20 protein-coding genes are annotated in these 20,080 nt (G+C 33.4%); 12 read left to right on the top strand and 8 right to left on the bottom strand.

Annotation, left to right across the window (positions count from 1 at the left end; all coding sequences use genetic code 11):
* Window positions 1-23: 23 nt before the first annotated feature.
* From gerQ to hemQ, 3 genes are all read right to left on the bottom strand, one after another.
* Complete coding sequence (gene gerQ, locus CN946_RS24075; protein WP_483295365.1) at window positions 24-416, bottom strand: spore coat protein GerQ; 393 nt, start codon at window positions 414-416, stop codon at window positions 24-26.
* A gap of 28 nt (window positions 417-444) precedes the next feature.
* Entirely contained in the window at window positions 445-873 is a 429-nt protein-coding gene (locus tag CN946_RS03140; protein ID WP_098859851.1) for a cell wall hydrolase, read from the bottom strand.
* A gap of 220 nt (window positions 874-1,093) precedes the next feature.
* Window positions 1,094-1,840, bottom strand: coding sequence for a hydrogen peroxide-dependent heme synthase (hemQ, locus tag CN946_RS03135; RefSeq protein ID WP_098859850.1), 747 nt, complete (start codon window positions 1,838-1,840; stop codon window positions 1,094-1,096).
* 235 nt (window positions 1,841-2,075) lie between these two features.
* Here hemQ and pta point away from each other — a divergent pair, with 235 nt between their 5' ends.
* The gene (gene pta / locus CN946_RS03130) at window positions 2,076-3,047 is read left to right on the top strand and encodes a phosphate acetyltransferase (RefSeq protein ID WP_098859849.1); all 972 of its coding nucleotides are present in this window, start codon (window positions 2,076-2,078) and stop codon (window positions 3,045-3,047) included.
* A 558-nt stretch (window positions 3,048-3,605) separates the two neighbouring features.
* Here the strand turns inward: pta and lipL are convergent.
* Window positions 3,606-4,454, bottom strand: coding sequence for an octanoyl-[GcvH]:protein N-octanoyltransferase (gene lipL / locus CN946_RS03125; RefSeq protein WP_098859848.1), 849 nt, complete (start codon window positions 4,452-4,454; stop codon window positions 3,606-3,608).
* A 211-nt stretch (window positions 4,455-4,665) separates the two neighbouring features.
* A complete protein-coding gene (locus tag CN946_RS03120) occupies window positions 4,666-5,520 on the bottom strand; it encodes an RsfA family transcriptional regulator (RefSeq protein WP_098859949.1) in 855 nt (284 codons plus the stop codon).
* Between the two features lie 220 nt (window positions 5,521-5,740).
* Here CN946_RS03120 and CN946_RS03115 point away from each other — a divergent pair, with 220 nt between their 5' ends.
* Complete coding sequence (locus tag CN946_RS03115; protein ID WP_025671004.1) at window positions 5,741-5,968, top strand: YuzB family protein; 228 nt, start codon at window positions 5,741-5,743, stop codon at window positions 5,966-5,968.
* A gap of 383 nt (window positions 5,969-6,351) precedes the next feature.
* The gene (locus CN946_RS03110) at window positions 6,352-7,665 is read left to right on the top strand and encodes an HD domain-containing protein (protein ID WP_098859847.1); all 1,314 of its coding nucleotides are present in this window, start codon (window positions 6,352-6,354) and stop codon (window positions 7,663-7,665) included.
* A gap of 127 nt (window positions 7,666-7,792) precedes the next feature.
* Here CN946_RS03110 and CN946_RS03105 read toward each other — a convergent pair whose 3' ends face one another.
* Window positions 7,793-7,978: a 2-hydroxymuconate tautomerase gene (locus tag CN946_RS03105; RefSeq protein ID WP_098232055.1), complete on the bottom strand. Its 186-nt coding sequence runs from the start codon at window positions 7,976-7,978 to the stop codon at window positions 7,793-7,795.
* Between the two features lie 164 nt (window positions 7,979-8,142).
* Here CN946_RS03105 and CN946_RS03100 point away from each other — a divergent pair, with 164 nt between their 5' ends.
* The gene (locus CN946_RS03100) at window positions 8,143-8,811 is read left to right on the top strand and encodes a site-2 protease family protein (protein ID WP_098859846.1); all 669 of its coding nucleotides are present in this window, start codon (window positions 8,143-8,145) and stop codon (window positions 8,809-8,811) included.
* A gap of 10 nt (window positions 8,812-8,821) precedes the next feature.
* Complete coding sequence (locus CN946_RS03095) at window positions 8,822-9,334, top strand: YwhD family protein (RefSeq protein WP_098859845.1); 513 nt, start codon at window positions 8,822-8,824, stop codon at window positions 9,332-9,334.
* Between the two features lie 285 nt (window positions 9,335-9,619).
* Here the strand turns inward: CN946_RS03095 and CN946_RS03090 are convergent, their stop codons facing one another.
* Window positions 9,620-11,638 carry a transglycosylase domain-containing protein gene (locus CN946_RS03090; RefSeq protein ID WP_176547184.1) on the bottom strand — a complete coding sequence of 673 codons (2,019 nt, stop codon included), beginning with the start codon at window positions 11,636-11,638 and terminating at the stop codon, window positions 9,620-9,622.
* Between the two features lie 313 nt (window positions 11,639-11,951).
* On the opposite strand from CN946_RS03090, the gene speE reads away from it, so the two are divergent.
* The 5 genes from speE to CN946_RS03065 all read left to right on the top strand — a co-directional run bounded on the left by speE (window position 11,952) and on the right by CN946_RS03065 (window position 16,927).
* The gene (gene speE, locus CN946_RS03085; protein ID WP_025671010.1) at window positions 11,952-12,779 is read left to right on the top strand and encodes a spermidine synthase; all 828 of its coding nucleotides are present in this window, start codon (window positions 11,952-11,954) and stop codon (window positions 12,777-12,779) included.
* Between the two features lie 12 nt (window positions 12,780-12,791).
* Entirely contained in the window at window positions 12,792-13,664 is an 873-nt protein-coding gene (gene speB, locus CN946_RS03080; protein WP_025671011.1) for an agmatinase, read from the top strand.
* A gap of 190 nt (window positions 13,665-13,854) precedes the next feature.
* Complete coding sequence (locus CN946_RS03075; protein ID WP_098859843.1) at window positions 13,855-14,976, top strand: PepSY-associated TM helix domain-containing protein; 1,122 nt, start codon at window positions 13,855-13,857, stop codon at window positions 14,974-14,976.
* Window positions 14,977-15,254: 278 nt separating this feature from the next.
* Complete coding sequence (locus tag CN946_RS03070) at window positions 15,255-15,677, top strand: MerR family transcriptional regulator (protein WP_098859842.1); 423 nt, start codon at window positions 15,255-15,257, stop codon at window positions 15,675-15,677.
* A gap of 23 nt (window positions 15,678-15,700) precedes the next feature.
* Window positions 15,701-16,927: an MFS transporter gene (locus CN946_RS03065; protein WP_098859841.1), complete on the top strand. Its 1,227-nt coding sequence runs from the start codon at window positions 15,701-15,703 to the stop codon at window positions 16,925-16,927.
* A 117-nt stretch (window positions 16,928-17,044) separates the two neighbouring features.
* Here the strand turns inward: CN946_RS03065 and CN946_RS03060 are convergent, their stop codons facing one another.
* On the bottom strand, window positions 17,045-17,299 hold the full coding sequence (locus CN946_RS03060; RefSeq protein WP_097974836.1) for a hypothetical protein: 255 nt from the start codon (window positions 17,297-17,299) through the stop codon (window positions 17,045-17,047).
* Window positions 17,300-17,816: 517 nt separating this feature from the next.
* Here CN946_RS03060 and CN946_RS03055 point away from each other — a divergent pair.
* Window positions 17,817-18,254, top strand: a complete 438-nt coding sequence (locus tag CN946_RS03055; protein ID WP_176547183.1) for a YwiB family protein — start codon at window positions 17,817-17,819, stop codon at window positions 18,252-18,254.
* A complete protein-coding gene (gene argS, locus CN946_RS03050; protein ID WP_098859839.1) occupies window positions 18,251-19,921 on the top strand; it encodes an arginine--tRNA ligase in 1,671 nt (556 codons plus the stop codon). The genes CN946_RS03055 and argS overlap by 4 nt, the downstream gene beginning before the upstream one ends.
* Window positions 19,922-20,080: the final 159 nt, after the last annotated feature.

Raw genomic sequence — 20,080 nt, 5'->3', positions numbered from 1 at the left:
TGCACTATATTGAACACTTTTTTTTAAAGTTGATAAGGCAGAGCTATTTCTTCGTCAAATGTGACGTAATCTAAGTAAATTGTCAACAGTATAAAAGTTTTGGTTGTATTTACATCTCTGAGTACAATATGATCACGTCCAGCTCCCATAATATACCCTACAAATACTTGTTGTTGGTGACCAGAAAAAGTCATATAAACCGTAGCAATTTTCCCACGATTGGCTCTAAGTATATTTTCTACATAGGATTGTTCAAAAAGACCAGAAGGGGTAGTAACTTGACCTTGTTGGGTAATCATACCGCCTGATGGGGCTGCAAATCCTTGCCCCTGTCCGGTTTGTTGTCCTTGCCCTTGCCCTTGGCTAGGTTGCGCGGCGCGATATAGATTTGGATAATATTCGTAAGGATTACTCAAAGAAAAAACCTCCCTTAGTTAAATCAAATTAAACACTGTAAACTTTAGGACAATCTTCAGAAGTTGGTTGGTAAAAGCAATGTGACTTAAATCTTCCTGCTAGTTTTTGGTTAAACCAAGTTCCTGGGCATGAACCTGCAGGTCTGAAGAACCATAGGCCATAAGTTGCTGGCCAAAAACGCTGTCCTGCTATTACTTTTCTAGATAGCTCAATATCTTGGTCTCTGGCACGTTGATAAAAGTAAGATTTTTGAACAGCTTCGAATCCACCTGGATTCTGATAAACCATATCTTTTATACTTCGAATGTCTCTAAAATCTAAGCAATCACATAAAACCCTATTAACACATACATTCCCAACCATTAACATACCTTCTACACCTTCACCTTCAGCTTCAGCACGCATTAATCTAGCAAGTAAAGAAACTTCAGCGTCAGTATACCGAATTACAGCCATAAAAAAGCCTCCTCATCCGAATTAAATTTCTGCATGAATCCCATTGGTGATCGGAAAGCGAGGACTAATTAGTTCGTTCACTACTGTAACTATATTAAAATTGAAAGAAACATATGACATCTTTTCCAACAGGAAAATAAAAAAACTTCCCAAAAAAGAGAAGTCTTTTAATTTATATACTATGACTGATCGTATTCAGTGGATACCCTTAAGTATTCAATTATACGTAAAGATATTTTGAGAATGCGTCTTCTTTTAGGATTGTTCCAACAAAGAATGAACCAAATACTCCATAACGAGCACTTACTTCATCAAAGCGCATTTCATAGATTAATTTTTTGAATTGAAGTACGTCTTCAGAGAATAAAGTAACGCCCCATTCATAATCATCAAAACCTACAGAACCAGTAATAATTTGTTTAACTTTACCAGCGTAACCACGACCAATTTTTCCGTGGCTGTACATCATTTCTTTACGAGCACCTGAAGGAAGCATGTACCAATTATCTTCGCCTTCACGCTTTTTATCCATTGGATAGAAACATACGTATTGAGATTTTGGTAATGCAGGGTAAAGTCTAGAGCGAACATGCGGATTTTGATATGGATCGCCATCTTCTTCGCTTAAGTAATTACTTAATTCAACTACAGAAACGTATGAATAAGTTGGAATCATATACTGAGATAATGTAGTTTTATTAATTTCTGTTTCAATATGTAATAACTCATCCATTGTAGGTCGTAAAACCATAAACATAATATCTGCTTTTTGACCTAAAATATTGTAAATAGCATGGCTACCTTCACCAGAATCAGCAACTTGATTCCATTTTGAGAAAACTTGTTGGAACTCTGTAATCGCTAGTTGACGCTCATCACTACCTAATTGTTTAAAAGAATGCCAATCCATACTTCTAAAATCATGTAAACAATACCAGCCATCTAAAGTTTTTGCAGCTTCACTCATTTTAAATCCCCCAAACGTTATCGTATTGATTTTCATTTATATAGCATACTACAAATAAAAGTATTTTGTAAAAACATACAAAATTATACAATATCCAAATTTAGTTAGAAAATTAGGAATTAATTTACTTTAAATGATAGCGCTTTATTAAATATATTATATTTTTCATTATTCTAAAAAGGTTTTATTCTAATTATGTACAAATAAAATAATTTTAAAGATTTTGGAGGCAATTATGAGCAATTTATTTGAAAGCATTAAACAAAAAGTATCAGGTAAAGGTATTTCGATTGTTTTACCAGAAGGTACAGATGAGAGAATCTTAACAGCAGCTGACAGACTAGCGAAAGAGGATGTATTAAAACCGATTTTAATAGGTAATGTAGAAAGCGTAAAAGAAAAAGCAAGTAGCTTAGGATTAGAGCTTCAAGGAGTAGAAATTTTAGACCCATCTACTTATGAAGAAATGGAGCAATTAGTTGCATCATTTGTTGAACGCCGTAAAGGAAAAGCGACAGAAGAGCAAGCTCGTAAAGCATTATTAGATCCAAACTACTTTGGAACGATGTTAGTATATGCTAACAAAGCTCAGGGATTAGTTAGTGGTGCAACACATTCAACTGCAGATACAGTACGACCTGCGCTTCAAATCATTAAAACAAAACCAGGCGTTACTAAAACATCTGGTGTATTCATCATGGTTCGTGAGGATGAGAAATACGTATTCGCAGATTGCGCGATTAATATTGCCCCAAATAGTCAAGACTTAGCAGAAATTGCAATTGAAAGTGCAAAAACAGCTAAATTATTTGACATTGATCCTAAAATTGCAATGTTAAGCTTTTCAACTAAAGGATCTGCAAAATCGCCTGAAACTGAAAAGGTTGCAGAAGCAGTTAAAATTGCAAAAGAACTTGCTCCTGAATTAACTTTAGATGGCGAGTTCCAATTTGATGCAGCATTTGTACCATCTGTTGCAAAAAGCAAAGCTCCTGATTCAGTTATTCAAGGTGATGCTAATACATTCGTATTCCCAAGCTTAGAAGCAGGTAATATTGGTTACAAAATTGCTCAACGTTTAGGTAACTTTGAAGCAATCGGACCAATCCTACAAGGTTTAAATATGCCTGTTAATGACCTATCTCGTGGTTGTAACAGTGAAGACGTTTATAAATTATCAATCATTACAGCTGCTCAGTCACTATAATTAGGGCTGAGCTAAGTAAAAAGAGTGCTCTTAAGTCAATGAACTTATGAGCACTCTTTTTTATTAGAACACTTTGTGAACTTAGTTTATTTATTGATAAATGAAAAACATAAAAAAACCAAAAGGTAAATTAAAAATTACCTTTTGGTTTCAGAGTGTTGAAATATAAAAAATGTTAAAGTGTTTCAACAATTTTAAGATACCATAAAACTATAGTAATTGTTTTTTTCGGAAATTAAAAATTTTAATAGCACATTTTAGATATTTAGTTTTAAATGATTAGTTTAAAGGTTGATATCCAAACTCAATTTACCTACAAACTGATTAATAAACTGTTATTTTACACTAAGTAAAGGATATTAAATTAGGCTTTTATCGTAAACTTTTTTTGATGAATTAGTTGATTGGAATGGAGGGATGATCGACTCCGCAGGCTCGCCGAGGAGGCTAAAGAATCTNNTCCTGTAATGGAAATCAACATCACTCTACTCCTTTTACGAAAATTTGATAATTAATTGACAAGATTGTTTTTCAATTTAAAAAATCCTTATTCTGTTCTTATCTTTCTTGCATAGAGCTTATATCCGAATTACGATCAATCATTCGTTGCAAATGGTAATTATATAATTCTATTTCATCATCAAGTAAGGAGTTAGGAGTTAATTTTGGAGTTAATTTAATTAATGATTGAAGTAGTCTTGTCATTACATCCGTCACTGTAAGATCTAATGATAGTAGTTCGGAAAGAGATGCCATTGTATCAGGAATAATTGTAGGATATTTAAATGAAGTTTCTTTGTTATCAATCGCAATTTCATAAAAATCTTTAATAATTGAAGCACGTTTTGAACCACTTTCGTTAATACATAAATAAATTTGAACAGCAACCCCTTTACGTATCCTACGTTGAGAGATACCCGCAAATTTCTTGTCATCAATACTTAAATCAAAATCTCCTGGACAATATGATCCGACTATTTCTTTTGCAACTATTTTATCTGTTAAATCCTTAAACATATCTTGAATTAATGCATACATCGTTTCATAGCCATCATTAATTTGCAGCTTATGTTCGGCTTCTGGAAAGAGGATCGATATATTTAGAACACCTTCATCTAAAACAACAGCAAGCCCACCTGAATTTCGTACGATTGCTTTGTATCCATGGTCATTAAGGAATTTAACCCCATTTGTTAAATTCGGTAATCTACTATCTTGAATACCGAGAACTATTGTGTTGTGGTGTACCCAAGTTCGAATTGTTGTAGGAGACTCCATTTTCCCAATTTTTGTACATAATGTGTCATCTAATGCAAAAGATTGGATCGCCTCAAAGGATGGCCCTAAAGTTGAGCCGTCTATAAAACGTATTTCATCTGTTTGTAACCGATTCAAATGTTGATTCATTAAATAAGCCCCTTGCATTTTGCGTTTGTTTTCCTATTTTAGCATGATTTTAAACTAAATAAAAAAACTACATATGAAAAACAACAAGCATTCTTTATAAAATCATTTTTAGGAAATTAATAGATTGTAACAGGATTTTCAAATTTAGTATTCATGAAAATAGAGGAACTAAATCAAAATTAAGATTTAGTCCCTCTATATTATGACAATGTTATTCTGCAATTTTTTCTAAATTTCCGTTTTTATCCATTCTAAAGGATGTTGCTGCTGGTTTCTCTTCCTCTTCAAATAATACTAATTTTCTAGCACGGTTCATTATTTTCATCATTGTTTCATAGTCTTCTTGAACAGTAGTAGCGTCTTTTTCAAGCTTTTCTACTTGTCTCTGTAACTGTGAATTTCGTTCCTGTAATTGCATAAGCTCTCTTTTTAGTTGATCATTTTCACGGACTAAACGATCGCTACCAATCTTACTACTTGAAAGACCTTGTAAGAACTGGATGACATCAAACATTGTAATTGAGCTTTTTCTTGTATTCATTGGTGAAGCTGATGGAGTCTGTGATTGATACTGAGTTTGAACGGAAGGAATACTTGAAAATATTTCAGTCGTTGGTTCCTCATTATGAGTTACTTCTACACTTGCATCATTTTCAACATCATTTTCAACATCAGTTTCCACAAAAGACCCAAATTCTTGATCGAGTTCAACACCATATTCTAAATCTTGTTCATCATTTAAATAACGATCAAAATTACTAGATACATCTGTTTGTATATAACTAGATTCAGAAGGTGTATATAATAATTTTTTCTTAGCATCTTCACCTTTAGCGTGACGAAGCTTTTCTTTACGGAATTTCTTTGCTAACTGAAGTGCTTTTTCATAATTATAGCGAACTACAGCATTCCAACGAAAACCACATGCAGCCGAAGTACGTTCTAAAACATCGCCTACTTCTTCAAAGGCATTTAATTGGGTACTACCTTCTCGTACATGACGTAGAACGGTTTCTGCTAAAAGTAAATCATTTTCTTCAGTCCAAGCATCCTGTCTTAATTTCATCATAGAAATTTCCCCTCAACTTTCCTTTATTCAATTAATCGATTTAATTTCCTAGCTGATTAATAGAAGTTTGGACAAAAAAATAGAAAACTATACAAAAAATAGAAAATAGTAGAATACTATTTGGAGTGATTTAATTGGAAAACTTGCATGTCCTTTTTGGAACGAGTAAAATTACTGCTGAGTATGTTCAATTTAGAACAGAAAGGATTGTAAAAAAATGTCAAATGAATTTAGAATATGTGATGACTGCCAGGCGACAAATATTAAAACATTAGTCCCTCGCTTAAAAAGAATAGATGATGAAGCAGAGATAAAAATTGGTTGTCAATCTTACTGTGGGCCAGGACGAAAAAAATCATTTTGTTTCGTAAATAATCGTCCTTTATCCGCACCAAACGAAGATGATCTACTTGTAAAGATAAAGTCAAAATTAGGTAAGAATTAAACGCTCCTTCATCTTTAGGAGCGTTTTTTTGATATAATAGATTGAAATGTGGAGAAAGCTTGCCCACCTTTGAAGGGAATATCTCCGTTCAGCTGAAGAAGTGGTGATCTTTCCACTTCGAAGATGGATGGAATATTACCGAAGAGCTAGCTTTCGGAACTAGACACCATGAAATACCTATTTTAACTTTGATATTTAAGGGTTAAGAGATAAAACTTGATAATAAATATAGAAGGTTGGTTTTTACATTCATTGGAATTTGGCTTATGACCTCGAGGGGCTAATGCCTTGAACTACAAAGAGAAAGATAGAAGAGTCCTGTTCAGAAAGAAAATCAATTAGCATATAAAGAATTAGTATACATATTGAAAGGGGGCCAAGATATGTCATATCGTTTCCAAAAGCTTTATGAGGAAAAAGTATTTAAAGATCCCGTACACCGCTATATTCACGTAAGAGATCAAGTTATTTGGGATTTAATAGGTACGAAAGAATTTCAGAGGCTACGCAGAATTAAACAGCTTGGTACTACATATCTGACGTTTCATGGAGCTGAGCATAGTCGATTTACTCACTCGCTTGGCGTTTATGAAATTATAAGACGTATGGTAGATGATGTTTTTTCTGGTCGTCCTGAATGGAATGATGATGATCGCTTATTAGCTCTATGTGCTGGATTATTACATGATGTCGGTCATGGTCCTTTTTCGCATACATTTGAGAAGATATTTAATTTAGATCATGAAGAATTAACGAGAGAAATTATTGAGGGTTCAACAGAAATTAATGAGGTCCTAAGAAAAGTAGGGGATGACTTTCCTAAGAAAGTATCAGAAGTCATTGGGAAAACATCGGCGAATAAGTTAGTTACGAGCATGATTTCAAGCCAAATTGACGCAGATCGAATGGATTATCTTCTTAGAGATGCATACTACACTGGCGTAAGTTACGGCAATTTTGATATGGAACGTATTTTGAGAATTATGCGTCCTCGACCAGATGGCGTTGTTATTAAACAATCAGGTATGCATGCTGTTGAGCATTACTTAATTAGTCGATTCCAGATGTACTGGCAAGTTTATTTTCATCCAGTGTCTAGAAGCGCGGAAGCCATATTACAAAAAATATTACAAAGGGCTAAATATTTGCATGAAACAGGTTACCATTTTAATTATGTACCAGTGCATTTTGGTCATTTATTTGAAGGGAAAATTGATTTAGATGAATATATCAAATTAGATGAATCAGTCCTTTTGTATTATTTCCAAGTATGGCAGGAGGAATCTGACCAAATCTTGAGTGATCTATGTCAACGGTTCTTAAATCGAAAATTATTTCAATATGTAGATTTTGATACACAAAAACATACTGAAAAGTTTGCTAAATTAAAAGAGCTATTTTTAGAAATAGACATTGACCCGGAATACTATTTAGTTATTGATACGATTTCAGACGAGGCTTATGATTACTTTAGGTATGGTGAAGAAGGTGGGAAGAAGCCAATTTTACTATTGCAAACGAATGGTGATTTGAAAGAAATCTCGCGTAAATCAGAGCTAGTAGATGGAATAACTGGTAAAAAGTTATTCGATTCTAAGTTATATTTTCCACATGATTTAATTTATAACAATCCTGATGAAAAGAAAAAGAAAGTAATCGAAATGATTGAAGAAATAGCAGGGGCTAAAAGAAGATAAAAATAGTAAACGGAAGTTATCCCCCGTTTACTCATTATTTAGACAAAGTACTAAAAACTTGATTTTCAGACTGATTGCAGGCGTTTGTCAACAGTCTGACGTTTACTATTGATATATGTAAAGAATTCTATTCGTCACTAAGGCGTTTGCCTGCAACTGCATAATGATTTTTTGTCATTTCTTCAATGAAAACAACAATCTTATCAGTTGGAGCACCTGTTGTTTCACTTACGGCATCAGTAACTTTTTCAACTAATGCTTTCTTTTGTTCTTCAGTGCGACCTTCTAGCATTTTTACTGTAACGTATGGCATATTATGACCTCCTTCGTTTTGTCATTTTTATTATAACTCAGGAAGTCAGAATAATAACGATTAAATCGATTAACATTGAAGAAATCATAAAGAATAAATTAAACTATTAATAAATTAACCGTTCAGTTACATAAAACAGCATTTTTATTCGAAAGGAGCAAAGAATGGGATCATTTTTTCAATATCCATTAAAAGACATACCATTAATATTATTAGTTGTTGCAATTTCGTTATCAGTTCATGAATTTGCGCATGCTTATGTAGCTTATAAATTTGGTGATGACACGGCAAAAAGACAAGGCCGATTAACGCTTTCTCCATTTAGACATTTAGATATTTTCGGTACAATTGCGATTATTATTTTAGGCTTTGGTTGGGCAAGACCAGTTCCTGTAAATCGCCATAACTTTAAACATCCGAGATTAGCAGGAATCTTAACCACTGCGGCGGGTCCGATTAGTAATTTAATTTTAGCGACGCTTGCTTTAATCGCTTATTCACTATTATATAAATACGGATTTTTTCATTCTTTCCCACAAGCACTATCACTTACTTTAGATTCTTTTTTTAATATTTTCATTCAAATGAATATCGTATTATTTGTATTTAACTTAATTCCTCTTCCACCACTAGATGGATATCGAATTTTAGAGGATTTAGCTCCTAATGATCTACGTGCAAAAATGTCACAATATGAGCAGTATGGAGCATTTGTATTTTTAGTTTTAGTATTAACTCCATTAGATAACTATACAATTCAACCAATTTTCCAGGTTGCTATACCGTCAGTTTTCCACTGGATTAATTCAATTGTTACACCATTAATTTTTTAGGAGGGGCACAATGTCTGATCAACCAAAAAAGAAATCACTAGGATTTAATATATTAAAAAATGATTCAACGAGTGGGCATGGCGGATTTGGTGTTGGAGCAATTAGTTTAGAAAATATTTCTCCAGTCTTTATTGATATACAAGAGAATGATGTTTTTGTAGATATCGGTGCAATGCATGCAAGAAGTTCAGTTGAAAAAGGAATCAAGTTTTTAACAAATGAGGATGAAGTTCCTAATGGAAAACCATATTGGTTAGTATGGGTTGCAACTGAGCGAACTGAAAGTGGACCTTATTATGCTGGAGTAACAGGCTGTTATATGACAGTTGATCGTGAAGCTAGAAGAGGATATAAACTTCTTCCTGACCACGTAAATAAAATGGATAAAGCGATGAAACGAAAAATAATGGTTGAACAGATGGATGAAAAGTCTCGTAAATTATTAGCTGATTTCTTAAAATCGCACAATGAAGAGATGTGGAATAATTCATCAAGTCAGCTAAAAACAGAACTTTTAGGGTAGTATACTTTTTTGCACATTAAGTAAGTTTAAATTGGCAGCGAAGAAGGAAAATCGACGTAGTTTCCAATTTTAGGTATTAAGTATAAGTGCAAGTACGTCTCTGTCTTCGCCCAAGGGCTCGCCAATCGACAAGTTTTCTTTAGGTAAATTATATAAAAAATTTGAAGAAATCGTCGAATAATCTTTTTACATTTAAGACTAAATAAAGTAAACTAATAATAGCTTGGACAAAGCTAGGACTAGGACAAACAAAAGACCTTACCAATTTGGTGAGGTCTTTTGTTTTTATAGTAAATATTTAGAATACCAAGGCTTACTGTCTTTATTTTCCTTTCTTTGTTTTTGGTTCATTTTTTTATTCATACAAGGTTTTGTAGGTTGTGTCCCTCTACGAAAATAAAGTGAAACCTTATCGCCGCAGCCTTGTTTATACAAGAGGCCAGTCTTTTCATCTACAGCAACTTTAACTAGATCATTAGGTAGTTTAGCGTCTATATTTTTATCCAATAAATTTGTCATAACGGATGCCCATACCTTCTTGGATAGTGAACCATCTTCTGCGGTTAGATTTTTTGAATGATCATACCCAACCCATACCCCCACAATAAGATTTGAATGGAATCCAATCATCCAGCTGTCCGTTTTTGTTGTGCCGGTTTTACCATAATAATCTTTTGATAGTTCAGGAATAATGCTAGTACCTGTTACTGGCAAATAGCTTGAAAAACTTGTGTTGAACATTCCGTTCATTAGTTGTTTTAGAATAATGGTTTGATCTTTATCTAATATTTGTTTATTATCAAACTTTTCTTTATAGATGGTCTTTCCTGTTTGAGTTTTAATCTCTTTTACGAAATGAGGAATAACGTCTTTACCATTGTTCGCAATTAATGCGTATGCTCTTGTCATATCGAGCAATGAAGCATCTTGAGTGCCGAGTGCCATTGATGGTAGTTTATTATTCGGTGTGGTTAAATGGAATAACTTCTGTGCTTTAATAAATTCGTCAGTACCGACTGCCTGTTGGGTTTTTACAGCGTATATATTGTCTGAAACAGCAATAGCTTTAGCTAGAGTAATTGAATCATGCGCGTATAGATTGCCACTGTTTTTGGGACTGTATGAATCTCCATTTTCAAAGTGAAATATAGTAGGCTTACTTTGAAGTCTTGTTGATGGGGTATAGCCATTTTCAAGTGCACTGTAATATAGAATAGGTTTTATTGTACTTCCTACCTGTCTTTTCGACGCTATTGCTCGATTAAATAAAAACTGTCCTTTCTCACGGCCGCCAGTCATACCTAATACTTCACCAGTTTTACTATTTAATACGACTACACTAGCCTGTAAATCAGGTTTTGGTCTAATATACTTATCAAAAGCTTGATCAATATGCTTTTGAATAGCGGGATTAAATGTTGTATAAATTTGGCTACCGTTGTTATTGATTGATTGTCCAATTGAAGCTGTAATTTCTTTTTGAACGCTTTGTTGAAAATAGGATGTAAATGAAGAATTTGAAGTATGTTTAATCGGTTTTAACTTAATCGTTTCATCAAATGCATTTTTAACACTTTTTGAGTTGATTAATTTATTTTGTTCAAGTGCTGATAAAATTCGTTGTTGCCTTTTCTTTACAGATGAAAAATGAACGTAAGGATCATATGTTGAAGGATTGGCCGGAATACTTAATAAAAATGTAGATTCACCAATTGTTAGCTCGTTTGTCTCTTTTCCTAAGAAAGTATTCGCCGCAGTTTCTAGACCATAAATACCATGTCCAAAATAAATGGTATTTAAATATGCTTCTAATATTTTATTTTTACTGTAAGCTGACTCAAGTCTCATCGTTAAATAAGCCTCTTTTAATTTACGATTAATTGTTTTTTGTTGAGAAAGATATAAATTTTTTGCAAGTTGCTGAGTTATTGTACTTCCACCTTGAGCGTATTGTCCCTTCGTTATATTAATTAAAATAGCAGAACCCAACCTTTTTAAGTCGAAGCCATGATGATGAAAAAAATTACGATCCTCAGAAACTAAAATACTATTGATCGCAATTGGAGGCACATCTGCAATTTTAAGTGTTTTACGATTTTGAAGTAGCTTAGTTTTACTAATTAGCTTTTGATTGTGATCATAATAACTGGAATTTGACTCAATAAATAATGAAGGTTTTGTAGAAGTAATTGCAAACAGATAAACACAAGATAAAAATAGTGTACTTGAAATTGAAATAATCGTAAGTAAAATGCCGACCTTTTGAAGTGTACGCCAATGAAAAGAGTAGTTGATATTATACAAAAATGTATCCTCCTCTCGATTCGTTTCTCTAATTTAATACTAGTATGGTAGATTAAGAGAAATTTTATTCAAATTACCCTAGTAAAAAATATCAAATAATTTAGCTTTAAAAATCTTGCATTTCACAAAAATTACTCTATACTTTTCTTTTGTACGGCAAAAAATTGTCGTAACAACACAAATCCGATAGGAATTAGGAAGAGTGGGGATAATACGAAACATAATCGAAAAAGTGGAGGCGTCTTGTTCAGCCTCGACAAAACGATACTTATGTTTCAAACTAAATCTTGATAAAGAAGGGTAGATGCATTAAATGGAATTATGGTTTACTGAAAAACAAACAAAAAACTTTGGAATTACTGCTAAAATTAATAAAACTTTACATACAGAGCAAACTGAGTTTCAAAAGCTTGACATGGTAGAGACAGAAGAGTTCGGAAACATGCTTATTTTAGATGGTATGGTTATGACAACTCAAAAAGATGAGTTTGTATACCACGAAATGGTTGCGCATGTACCTTTATTCACACACCCAAATCCTGAAAACGTATTAGTTGTAGGTGGCGGTGACGGTGGTGTTATTCGCGAAGTATTAAAACACCCAAGTGTAAAGAAAGCAACTCTAGTTGAAATCGATGGAAAAGTAATTGAGTACTCTAAAATATACTTACCTGAAATTGCAGGAAAATTAGAAGATCCACGTGTAGAAGTAAAAGTTGACGATGGATTTATGCATATTGCAAATAGTGAAAATGTATACGATGTAATTATGGTAGACTCAACTGAACCAGTTGGTCCTGCAGTTAACTTATTTACAAAAGGCTTTTATGCTGGTATCTCTAAAGCATTAAAAGAAGATGGTATTTTTGTTGCGCAAACGGACAACCCATGGTTTACTCCTGAGTTAATCACGCAAGTTCAACGTGATGTAAGAGAAATCTTCCCAATCACTCGTTTATACATTGCAAACATTCCAACATATCCAAGTGGAATGTGGACATTTACAATCGGTTCGAAAAAACATGATCCACTTGAAGTAGAAGAGAATCGTTTCTTCGATATTGAGACAAAATATTATACTAAAGAGCTACACAAAGCAGCGTTTGTATTACCAAAATTTGTAGCTGATCTTACTAAATAAGGGGGCTTTATTATGCGTTTTGATGAAGCTTATTCTGGAAATGTATTCATAAAGAGTCATCCAAGCTTTGAAGAAAGTAAAGCAGTTATTTATGGTATGCCTATGGATTGGACTGTAAGTTTCAGACCAGGCTCTCGTTTTGGTCCTACGCGTATTCGTGAAGTTTCAATTGGATTAGAGGAATATAGTCCATATCAAGATAAAGAACTAGAAGAAGTTAAGTATTTTGACGCAGGAGATATTCCATTACCATTTGGTAATGCTCAAAGAAGCCTTGATATGATTGAAGATTATATTGACGGCTTATTAGCTGAAGGCAAATTTCCTCTAGGAATGGGTGGGGAGCATCTTGTATCATGGCCAGTAATGAAAGCTATGTACAAGAAATACCCAGATTTAGCCATTATTCACTTTGATGCTCATACTGATTTACGTGATTCATATGAAGGTGAGCCATTATCTCACTCAACACCAATTAAAAAAGTTTGTGATTTAATTGGACCAAAAAATGTTTATTCATTTGGAATCCGTTCTGGTATGAAGGAAGAATTTGAATGGGCTAAAGAAGTTGGAATGAATTTATTTAAATTCGAAGTACTTGAGCCATTAAAGAAAGTACTTCCAACGCTTGCTGGCCGTCCAGTATATGTAACGATTGATATCGATGTATTAGATCCTGCACATGCTCCTGGAACAGGAACTCTTGAAGCAGGTGGTATTACATCAAAAGAAATGCTTGATAGCATCTTAGCTATCGCAAACAGTGATATTAACGTTGTTGGGGCAGACTTAGTAGAAGTAGCTCCAGTTTACGATCATGCAGAGCAAACTCAAGTTGCGGCAAGTAAATTTATTCGTGAAATCTTATTAGGTTGGGTAAAGTAATTAGATTTGTAAAAGGCGATTTTTCGTTCAATAGAGCGAGAAGTCGCCTTTTTTTTATATCTTTTAACATAAAAACCTTGTAATTGTTTCAATTAATTTACTAATAATGGAAAAATAGTATTGATAATGATAATCATTACCTTTATAATTGAGAACGATTATTATTATCAATTTTTTAGGAGAAGAGAAGATGAAGATGAAAAAAGGGGTAAGAAAATTTATTTTAACTCTACATTTGGTATGCAGCTTAATTTTTGGACTTTTTATTATTGCTGTTTGTGCAACTGGTAGTGTATTAGTGTTTGGGAATCAGATTGAACATGTATTAAATCCGCAGTATTTTAAGCCTGCAAGTAGTGAAAGAAATATTGGAATTAAAGAAGCAGAAAAGATTTTCCATGAACATTACAAAGGTTTTCAAATTTCGAGGATGGATGTGCCTTCAAAGTTAACAGATGTATATCATGCAAGTATGTCAAAAGGACATAATGAAATTGATGCATATGTTGACCCCAGCAATGGCAACTTATTAGGTAATTTTGATAGAGAGAAATCAATCGTTTCTTTTGTTAAAGAGTTACACACACATTTATTATTAGATGATATTGGTGAAACAATTATCGGGATCGTTGCAATTGCATTTATTATAATTCTTATTACAGGTATTTATTTATGGTATCCAGGCATTAAACGAATGTTTAAAAGCCTAAAAATTAAATGGAATAAAAGTCAAATGGCAAAAAATCTATCATTACATAATTTCATAGGGGTTATTACTTTACCATTTTTACTTGTTGTAGCAATAACAGGAATGCTATTTCCATTCCAAGAAAAGATTGAAGAATCCTTGAAATTGAAATTTACATCGAATTATCCTGAAGAACTTAAATCAGTGGATAATAGTAAACAACAAATAGGACTGGATACGATAGTTAACCAAATTAATAAATTACACCCGAAAGGTGAGTTATATAAGTTGAGACTTCCGTCGGATAAAGAAGGTGTTATAGAAGCCCAATTAAGTGATGGCAGTTACGACCCGGAAGGTAAAGGAAATACAAGCGAATTTTTCGATCAATTCTCTGGAAAGCATTTAGGAACTTTTTCGAAAAATACTGCATCAGCCTATGATCAATTTTTTGTTTGGCGTGAAAGTTTGCATAGAGGAACTTTTGGTGGTGTGTTCGTAAAAACAATTTATGCCTTAGTTGGAATAGCTCCACTTGGTTTAGGGATAACTGGGATTACAATGTGGGCGTTAAAACGAAGAAAGATAGTTAATAAAGTGAGAAAATTGCAGCAAACAGCATAAGAAGAACAAAACTTTATATGTGTATGATTTAACGACATTTGTTGAATCATTTGTTAACAACCCGAAAGAAAATGCGCTAAAAGTCGTATTTTCTTTCGGGTTTTTTGAATCGGGAACAAATATGATTATTAGTACTGTTTTTATAGTAAAACAATAATTTTGTAGAAAGATAAAAATATAAAAATGTACAAAGTTAACGTTGACGTTAACGATGCATTAGGAGTAAGATAGATAAGTGATATAAAAAATGTAAATTCATTTCGAAAGGAGGAAGTGATTTGCTTTACAAAATAGATGAAGTAGCGAAGGAATGTGGATTAACAAAGCGATCGATTCGTTATTATGAAGAAATTGGTTTAATCTCACCACCTGAAAGAAGTGAAGGAGGATTTCGACTTTATTCAGACCTGCATATCGAACGACTGAAGAAAATAATGAATGTTCGTGATGTTCTTGGTTTTTCTTTGCAAGAGGTACAGGAATATATGGCAATTAGTGAGGCATATGAAGAATTCCGATTACATTATAGAGAAAACAAGGAAAAAATGAATGAAGATGAAAGAAAAGAAAAGCTATTAGGGGCGGAAGTAATACTTGCTCAACAATTAAAAATGATTGATGAAAAGCTTAAAAAAATGAACGATATTCGAGATGAAATGAATGCAATGTATCAGAGGGTTCAAAAAGCATTAGAACAATAAATAATATGGGAGATGGATGAAATATGTCAAACTTGTCAGATCGTAAAAAGCAAAAGACGAATGTAAATCAAAAATCTGGTCTTTTGAATCAGCCAAAAGCAATTTGGGCTGTTGGTTTTGCTTGTATTATCGCATTCATGGGTATCGGATTAGTTGACCCAATATTACCAGCAATTGCAGAAAAGATGCATGCTTCTAAAAGTGATGTAACGCTTCTTTTTACAAGTTACAATTTAGTAATGGCATTCGCGATGTTAATAACAGGTTTTATCTCTTCACGTATTGGGATTAAGTGGACTCTGCTATTAGGTATACTGATTATTGCAGTTTTCGCCGGTCTTGGAGGAAATTCAAGCAGTATTTGGGAATTAGTATGGTTACGTGGAGGTTGGGGTCTAGGTAACGCGCTATTCGTTGCGACTGCATTGTCTGCAATTGTTTCACTATCTAGATCAGGTGTTGCACAATCGATTATTTTATACGAAACTGCTATTGGTCTTGGGATTTCAGTTGGTCCATTATTAGGTGGAGAATTAGGTTCGATCTCTTGGAGAGGTCCATTTTTTGGTGTGGCTTGCTTAATGGTAATTGCATTTTTATCTCTTTCCTTTATGATGCCAAAAACACCTATAACACAAAATACGAAAAAAGCATCGTTCCTTGATCCATTCCGTGCTCTTAAACATAGATCATTATTAACATTAGGTATTACAGCATTTTTATATAACTTTGGATTCTTTACTTTATTAGCATTCTCACCATTCTATATGGGATTAAAGGAACATGGTTTAGGATTTGTATTCTTAGGATGGGGACTTTTATTAGCAATTACATCTGTATTTATGGCACCAAAATTACAAAAGAAATTCGGTACACTTAAATCGATGTATGCAATGTTAACTCTTTTCGCAATTACGCTTCTTATTATGGGAGTAGGTACAAATACGAGTAGTGTTGTTATCGTTTGTGTAATTATAGCAGGTGCATTTTTAGGTAATAACAACACATTAATAACAACAGCAGTAATGCAAGCAGCTCCAGTTGAACGTTCAACAGCATCGGCTGCATATAGCTTTTTACGTTTCCTTGGTGGAGCAATTGCACCATATTTAGCAGGTAAACTTGCTGAATGGTATAATCCACATGTACCTTTCTATGTAGGTGGATGTTTTGTATTACTATCTGTACTTTTCTTATTTATTAATAAAAAGCATTTAATTCATATTGATAAAGCAGAATCTGCACACTAATATTATCGGGTTATTCTCGATAAATGGTGAAAACCCGCTAGGAATTACGTATTCCTGGCGGTTTTTTTTGTTTTTTTTTTATAAATAAACAAAAACCAGCCCTTTACGAGCTGGTTTTCATGGTCCGAAATGACCGAACATCATCAGATAAACGATGAAGCCGATAAGTGCGAGTAATCCAATTAGTGCTGCTGTAAAACTGCCGAACATGATCGCTTTTCGTTTGAAAATAAACCACAAAATAAGTCCAACAACGAATGGCACGAAAAAGGCGTACAAATAAATGAGAAAAATACTCGATAACGAAATGATTCCAATGCCTAGTCCAATGAAAAATAATTTGCTAGATGATAGTTGTGCGATTGTTTTCATAAATTCCCCTTTTATTCTCCATATGTTCTTTATTGTCTCACAAACTGTTTTCAATTGAAAACAAAAAATCCATCTTACTTTCATGGCAAGATTATTTTGTCAGTATGTTGATGCAATTGAAATCGGATCACGTTCAATGAGTAATAGTTCCTGCATTTTTGGATTTGGTGAGTCGAAATAAATATGGTCGATTATTGCCATCCTTATTGAAAATGATCTATTCCTTCGTGATGATCTTTCATTAAATTGTTCACACATATTTAATGGATGAAATTCATCATTATATAGAACGAGGCTACGGGTATTATGTAAAGAAAGCCTATAAAATATTTTAGAAACAAGAAAGTTCCGTTCCCCATTTTTTTTGGAAAGCATATAATTTCGTTCACTTTAATGAATATTTTTCACAATTTTTTTGTTACCTATTTTATTTTTTTTATTAGATTATGCTAAAATGGGAAAAGATGATTTTTGGATGTGATTCGTTACGTTCATGGGGAGAAAAGGACGTGTAAAAGTGAAAGGACAACAAGGCATACCTGTCTCAATTGACTTTGAGACTTTGATAAAAGATTCACACGGGCGTGATAAAATCAGTTTTCAAGCAAATGGCCTATATTATAAAAAAGATGATGTTTCATATTTATTATTTGATGAAAATCACGAGGATCGAAAAGTAAAGGCTACTATGAAAATAAGTAAAGGGGAAGTAACAATTATTCGTAATGGCGGAGTTATGATGCGTCATCAATACAGAGTAAATGAAACAACTGAAGGTACTTTCACTAATGAATTAGGCGTATTTCAAACTAAGGCATATACAAAAAAACTACAATTTCTAGTATCTGAAAGACCTTTAAAAGGGGTACTTCAATTAGGATATAAGCTTTTCGTAGGAGATGAAAATGCTGGGTCGTATAACATTACAGTATCAATTAAGGAGGCAACGATATGAATACATTAGAACAAGTGAAAAGTCGTTTGAAAAATGAAATCGAAGCTGCGGTATTAAAAGCAGGATTAGCAACGGAGGAACAATTACCACAAGTCGTATTAGAAACTCCAAAAGATAAAGCGCACGGAGATTTTTCAACAAATATGGCAATGCAATTAGCACGTGTTGCTAAAAAGGCTCCTAGAATGATTGCAGAGGAGTTAATTAATTCTTTTGACCAAAGTAAGGCAAGCATTCAAAAAGTAGAAATTGCTGGGCCAGGTTTCATTAATTTTTATATGGATAATAGTTATCTTACTGATTTAATTCCAACGATTATTAAGTCGGGAAATGAATATGGCCAAACAAACTTTGGTAACGGTGAAAAGATTTTAGTTGAGTTTGTTTCAGCAAATCCGACTGGAGATTTACATTTAGGTCATGCTCGTGGAGCTGCATTTGGAGATTCATTATGCAATATTTTAAATAAAGCAGGTTATGAAGTAACTCGTGAGTATTATATTAATGATGCTGGAAACCAAATTAATAATTTAACATTTTCAGTAGAAGCTCGATATATGCAAGCACTTGGAATGGATAAAGAAATGCCAGCAGATGGCTATCATGGCTCAGACATTATTGAGATTGGTAAAACTTTAGCTGCTGAATTCGGTGACCGTTATGTGAATGAACCAGAAGAGGCTCGTTACAAGTTCTTCCGTGAGTATGGTTTAAAATTAGAAATGGAAAAACTACAACGAGATCTACGAAATTTCAGAGTAGAATTTGATGTATGGTATTCAGAGACTTCATTATATCAAAATGGCAAAGTGTTAGAGGCTCTTGATGATTTAAAACAACGTGGTGAAACATATGAAGAAGAAGGAGCGACTTGGTTCCGTTCTACAACATATGGAGATGATAAAAACCGTGTACTAATTAAAAGCGATGGCTCTTATACTTATTTAACTCCGGATATCGCTTACCACCGAGACAAGCTTAGTCGTGGTGCAGATAAATTAATTGATATTCTTGGAGCTGACCATCACGGATACATTCCTCGAATGAAAGCAGCAATTCAAGCATTAGGATATAATGCTGATACGCTTGAAGTAGAAATTATCCAAATGGTTCAGTTATATCAAGATGGTGAAAAAGTTAAAATGAGTAAACGTACAGGTAAAGCTGTAACGTTACGTGATTTAATGGAAGAAGTAGGTACTGACGCAACTCGTTACTTCTTTGCAATGCGCGGTTGTGACTCACATTTAGACTTTGATATGGACTTAGCTGTTTCTAAATCAAATGAAAACCCTGTGTATTATTCACAATACGCTCACGCTCGTGTTTGTAGTATTCTTCGTCAAGGAGAAGAAATGGGTATTGTTTACAATGGAGAAGCTGATTACAGCCTTGTTTCGTCTGAAAAAGAATATGAGTTATTAAAGAAATTAGGAGAATTCCCAGCAGCGGTTTCATTAGCTGCTTCAAAACGTACTCCTCATCATATTACAAACTATGTATTTGAATTAGCGGGTACATTCCACAGCTTCTATAATGCAGAAAAAGTGTTAGATGCTGAAAATGTTGAAAAATCAATGGCTAGATTGGCATTAATGAAAGCAGTTCAAGTTACATTACAAAATGCATTAGCTTTAGTTGGAGTTTCTGCACCAGAAAAAATGTAAGTAATCAGTCTGATAATCAAATTTTTTGAACTTTATCTACACACTAAGTACCATGCCCTAATTTAGGGTATGGTACTTTTTTGTTAACTTAATCAAATTTCCAAAGTATTATTTTGTATTTTTTTAGTAAGTTATTTTATACAACTTTGTCGGTAAATA

It is taken from the genome of Bacillus sp. AFS053548, from assembly GCF_002575105.1.
Lineage (GTDB): Bacteria > Bacillota > Bacilli > Bacillales > Bacillaceae_G > Gottfriedia.
The sequence above is the reverse complement of the archived record's forward strand: the minus strand, read 5'-3'. Positions and strand labels throughout refer to the sequence as shown.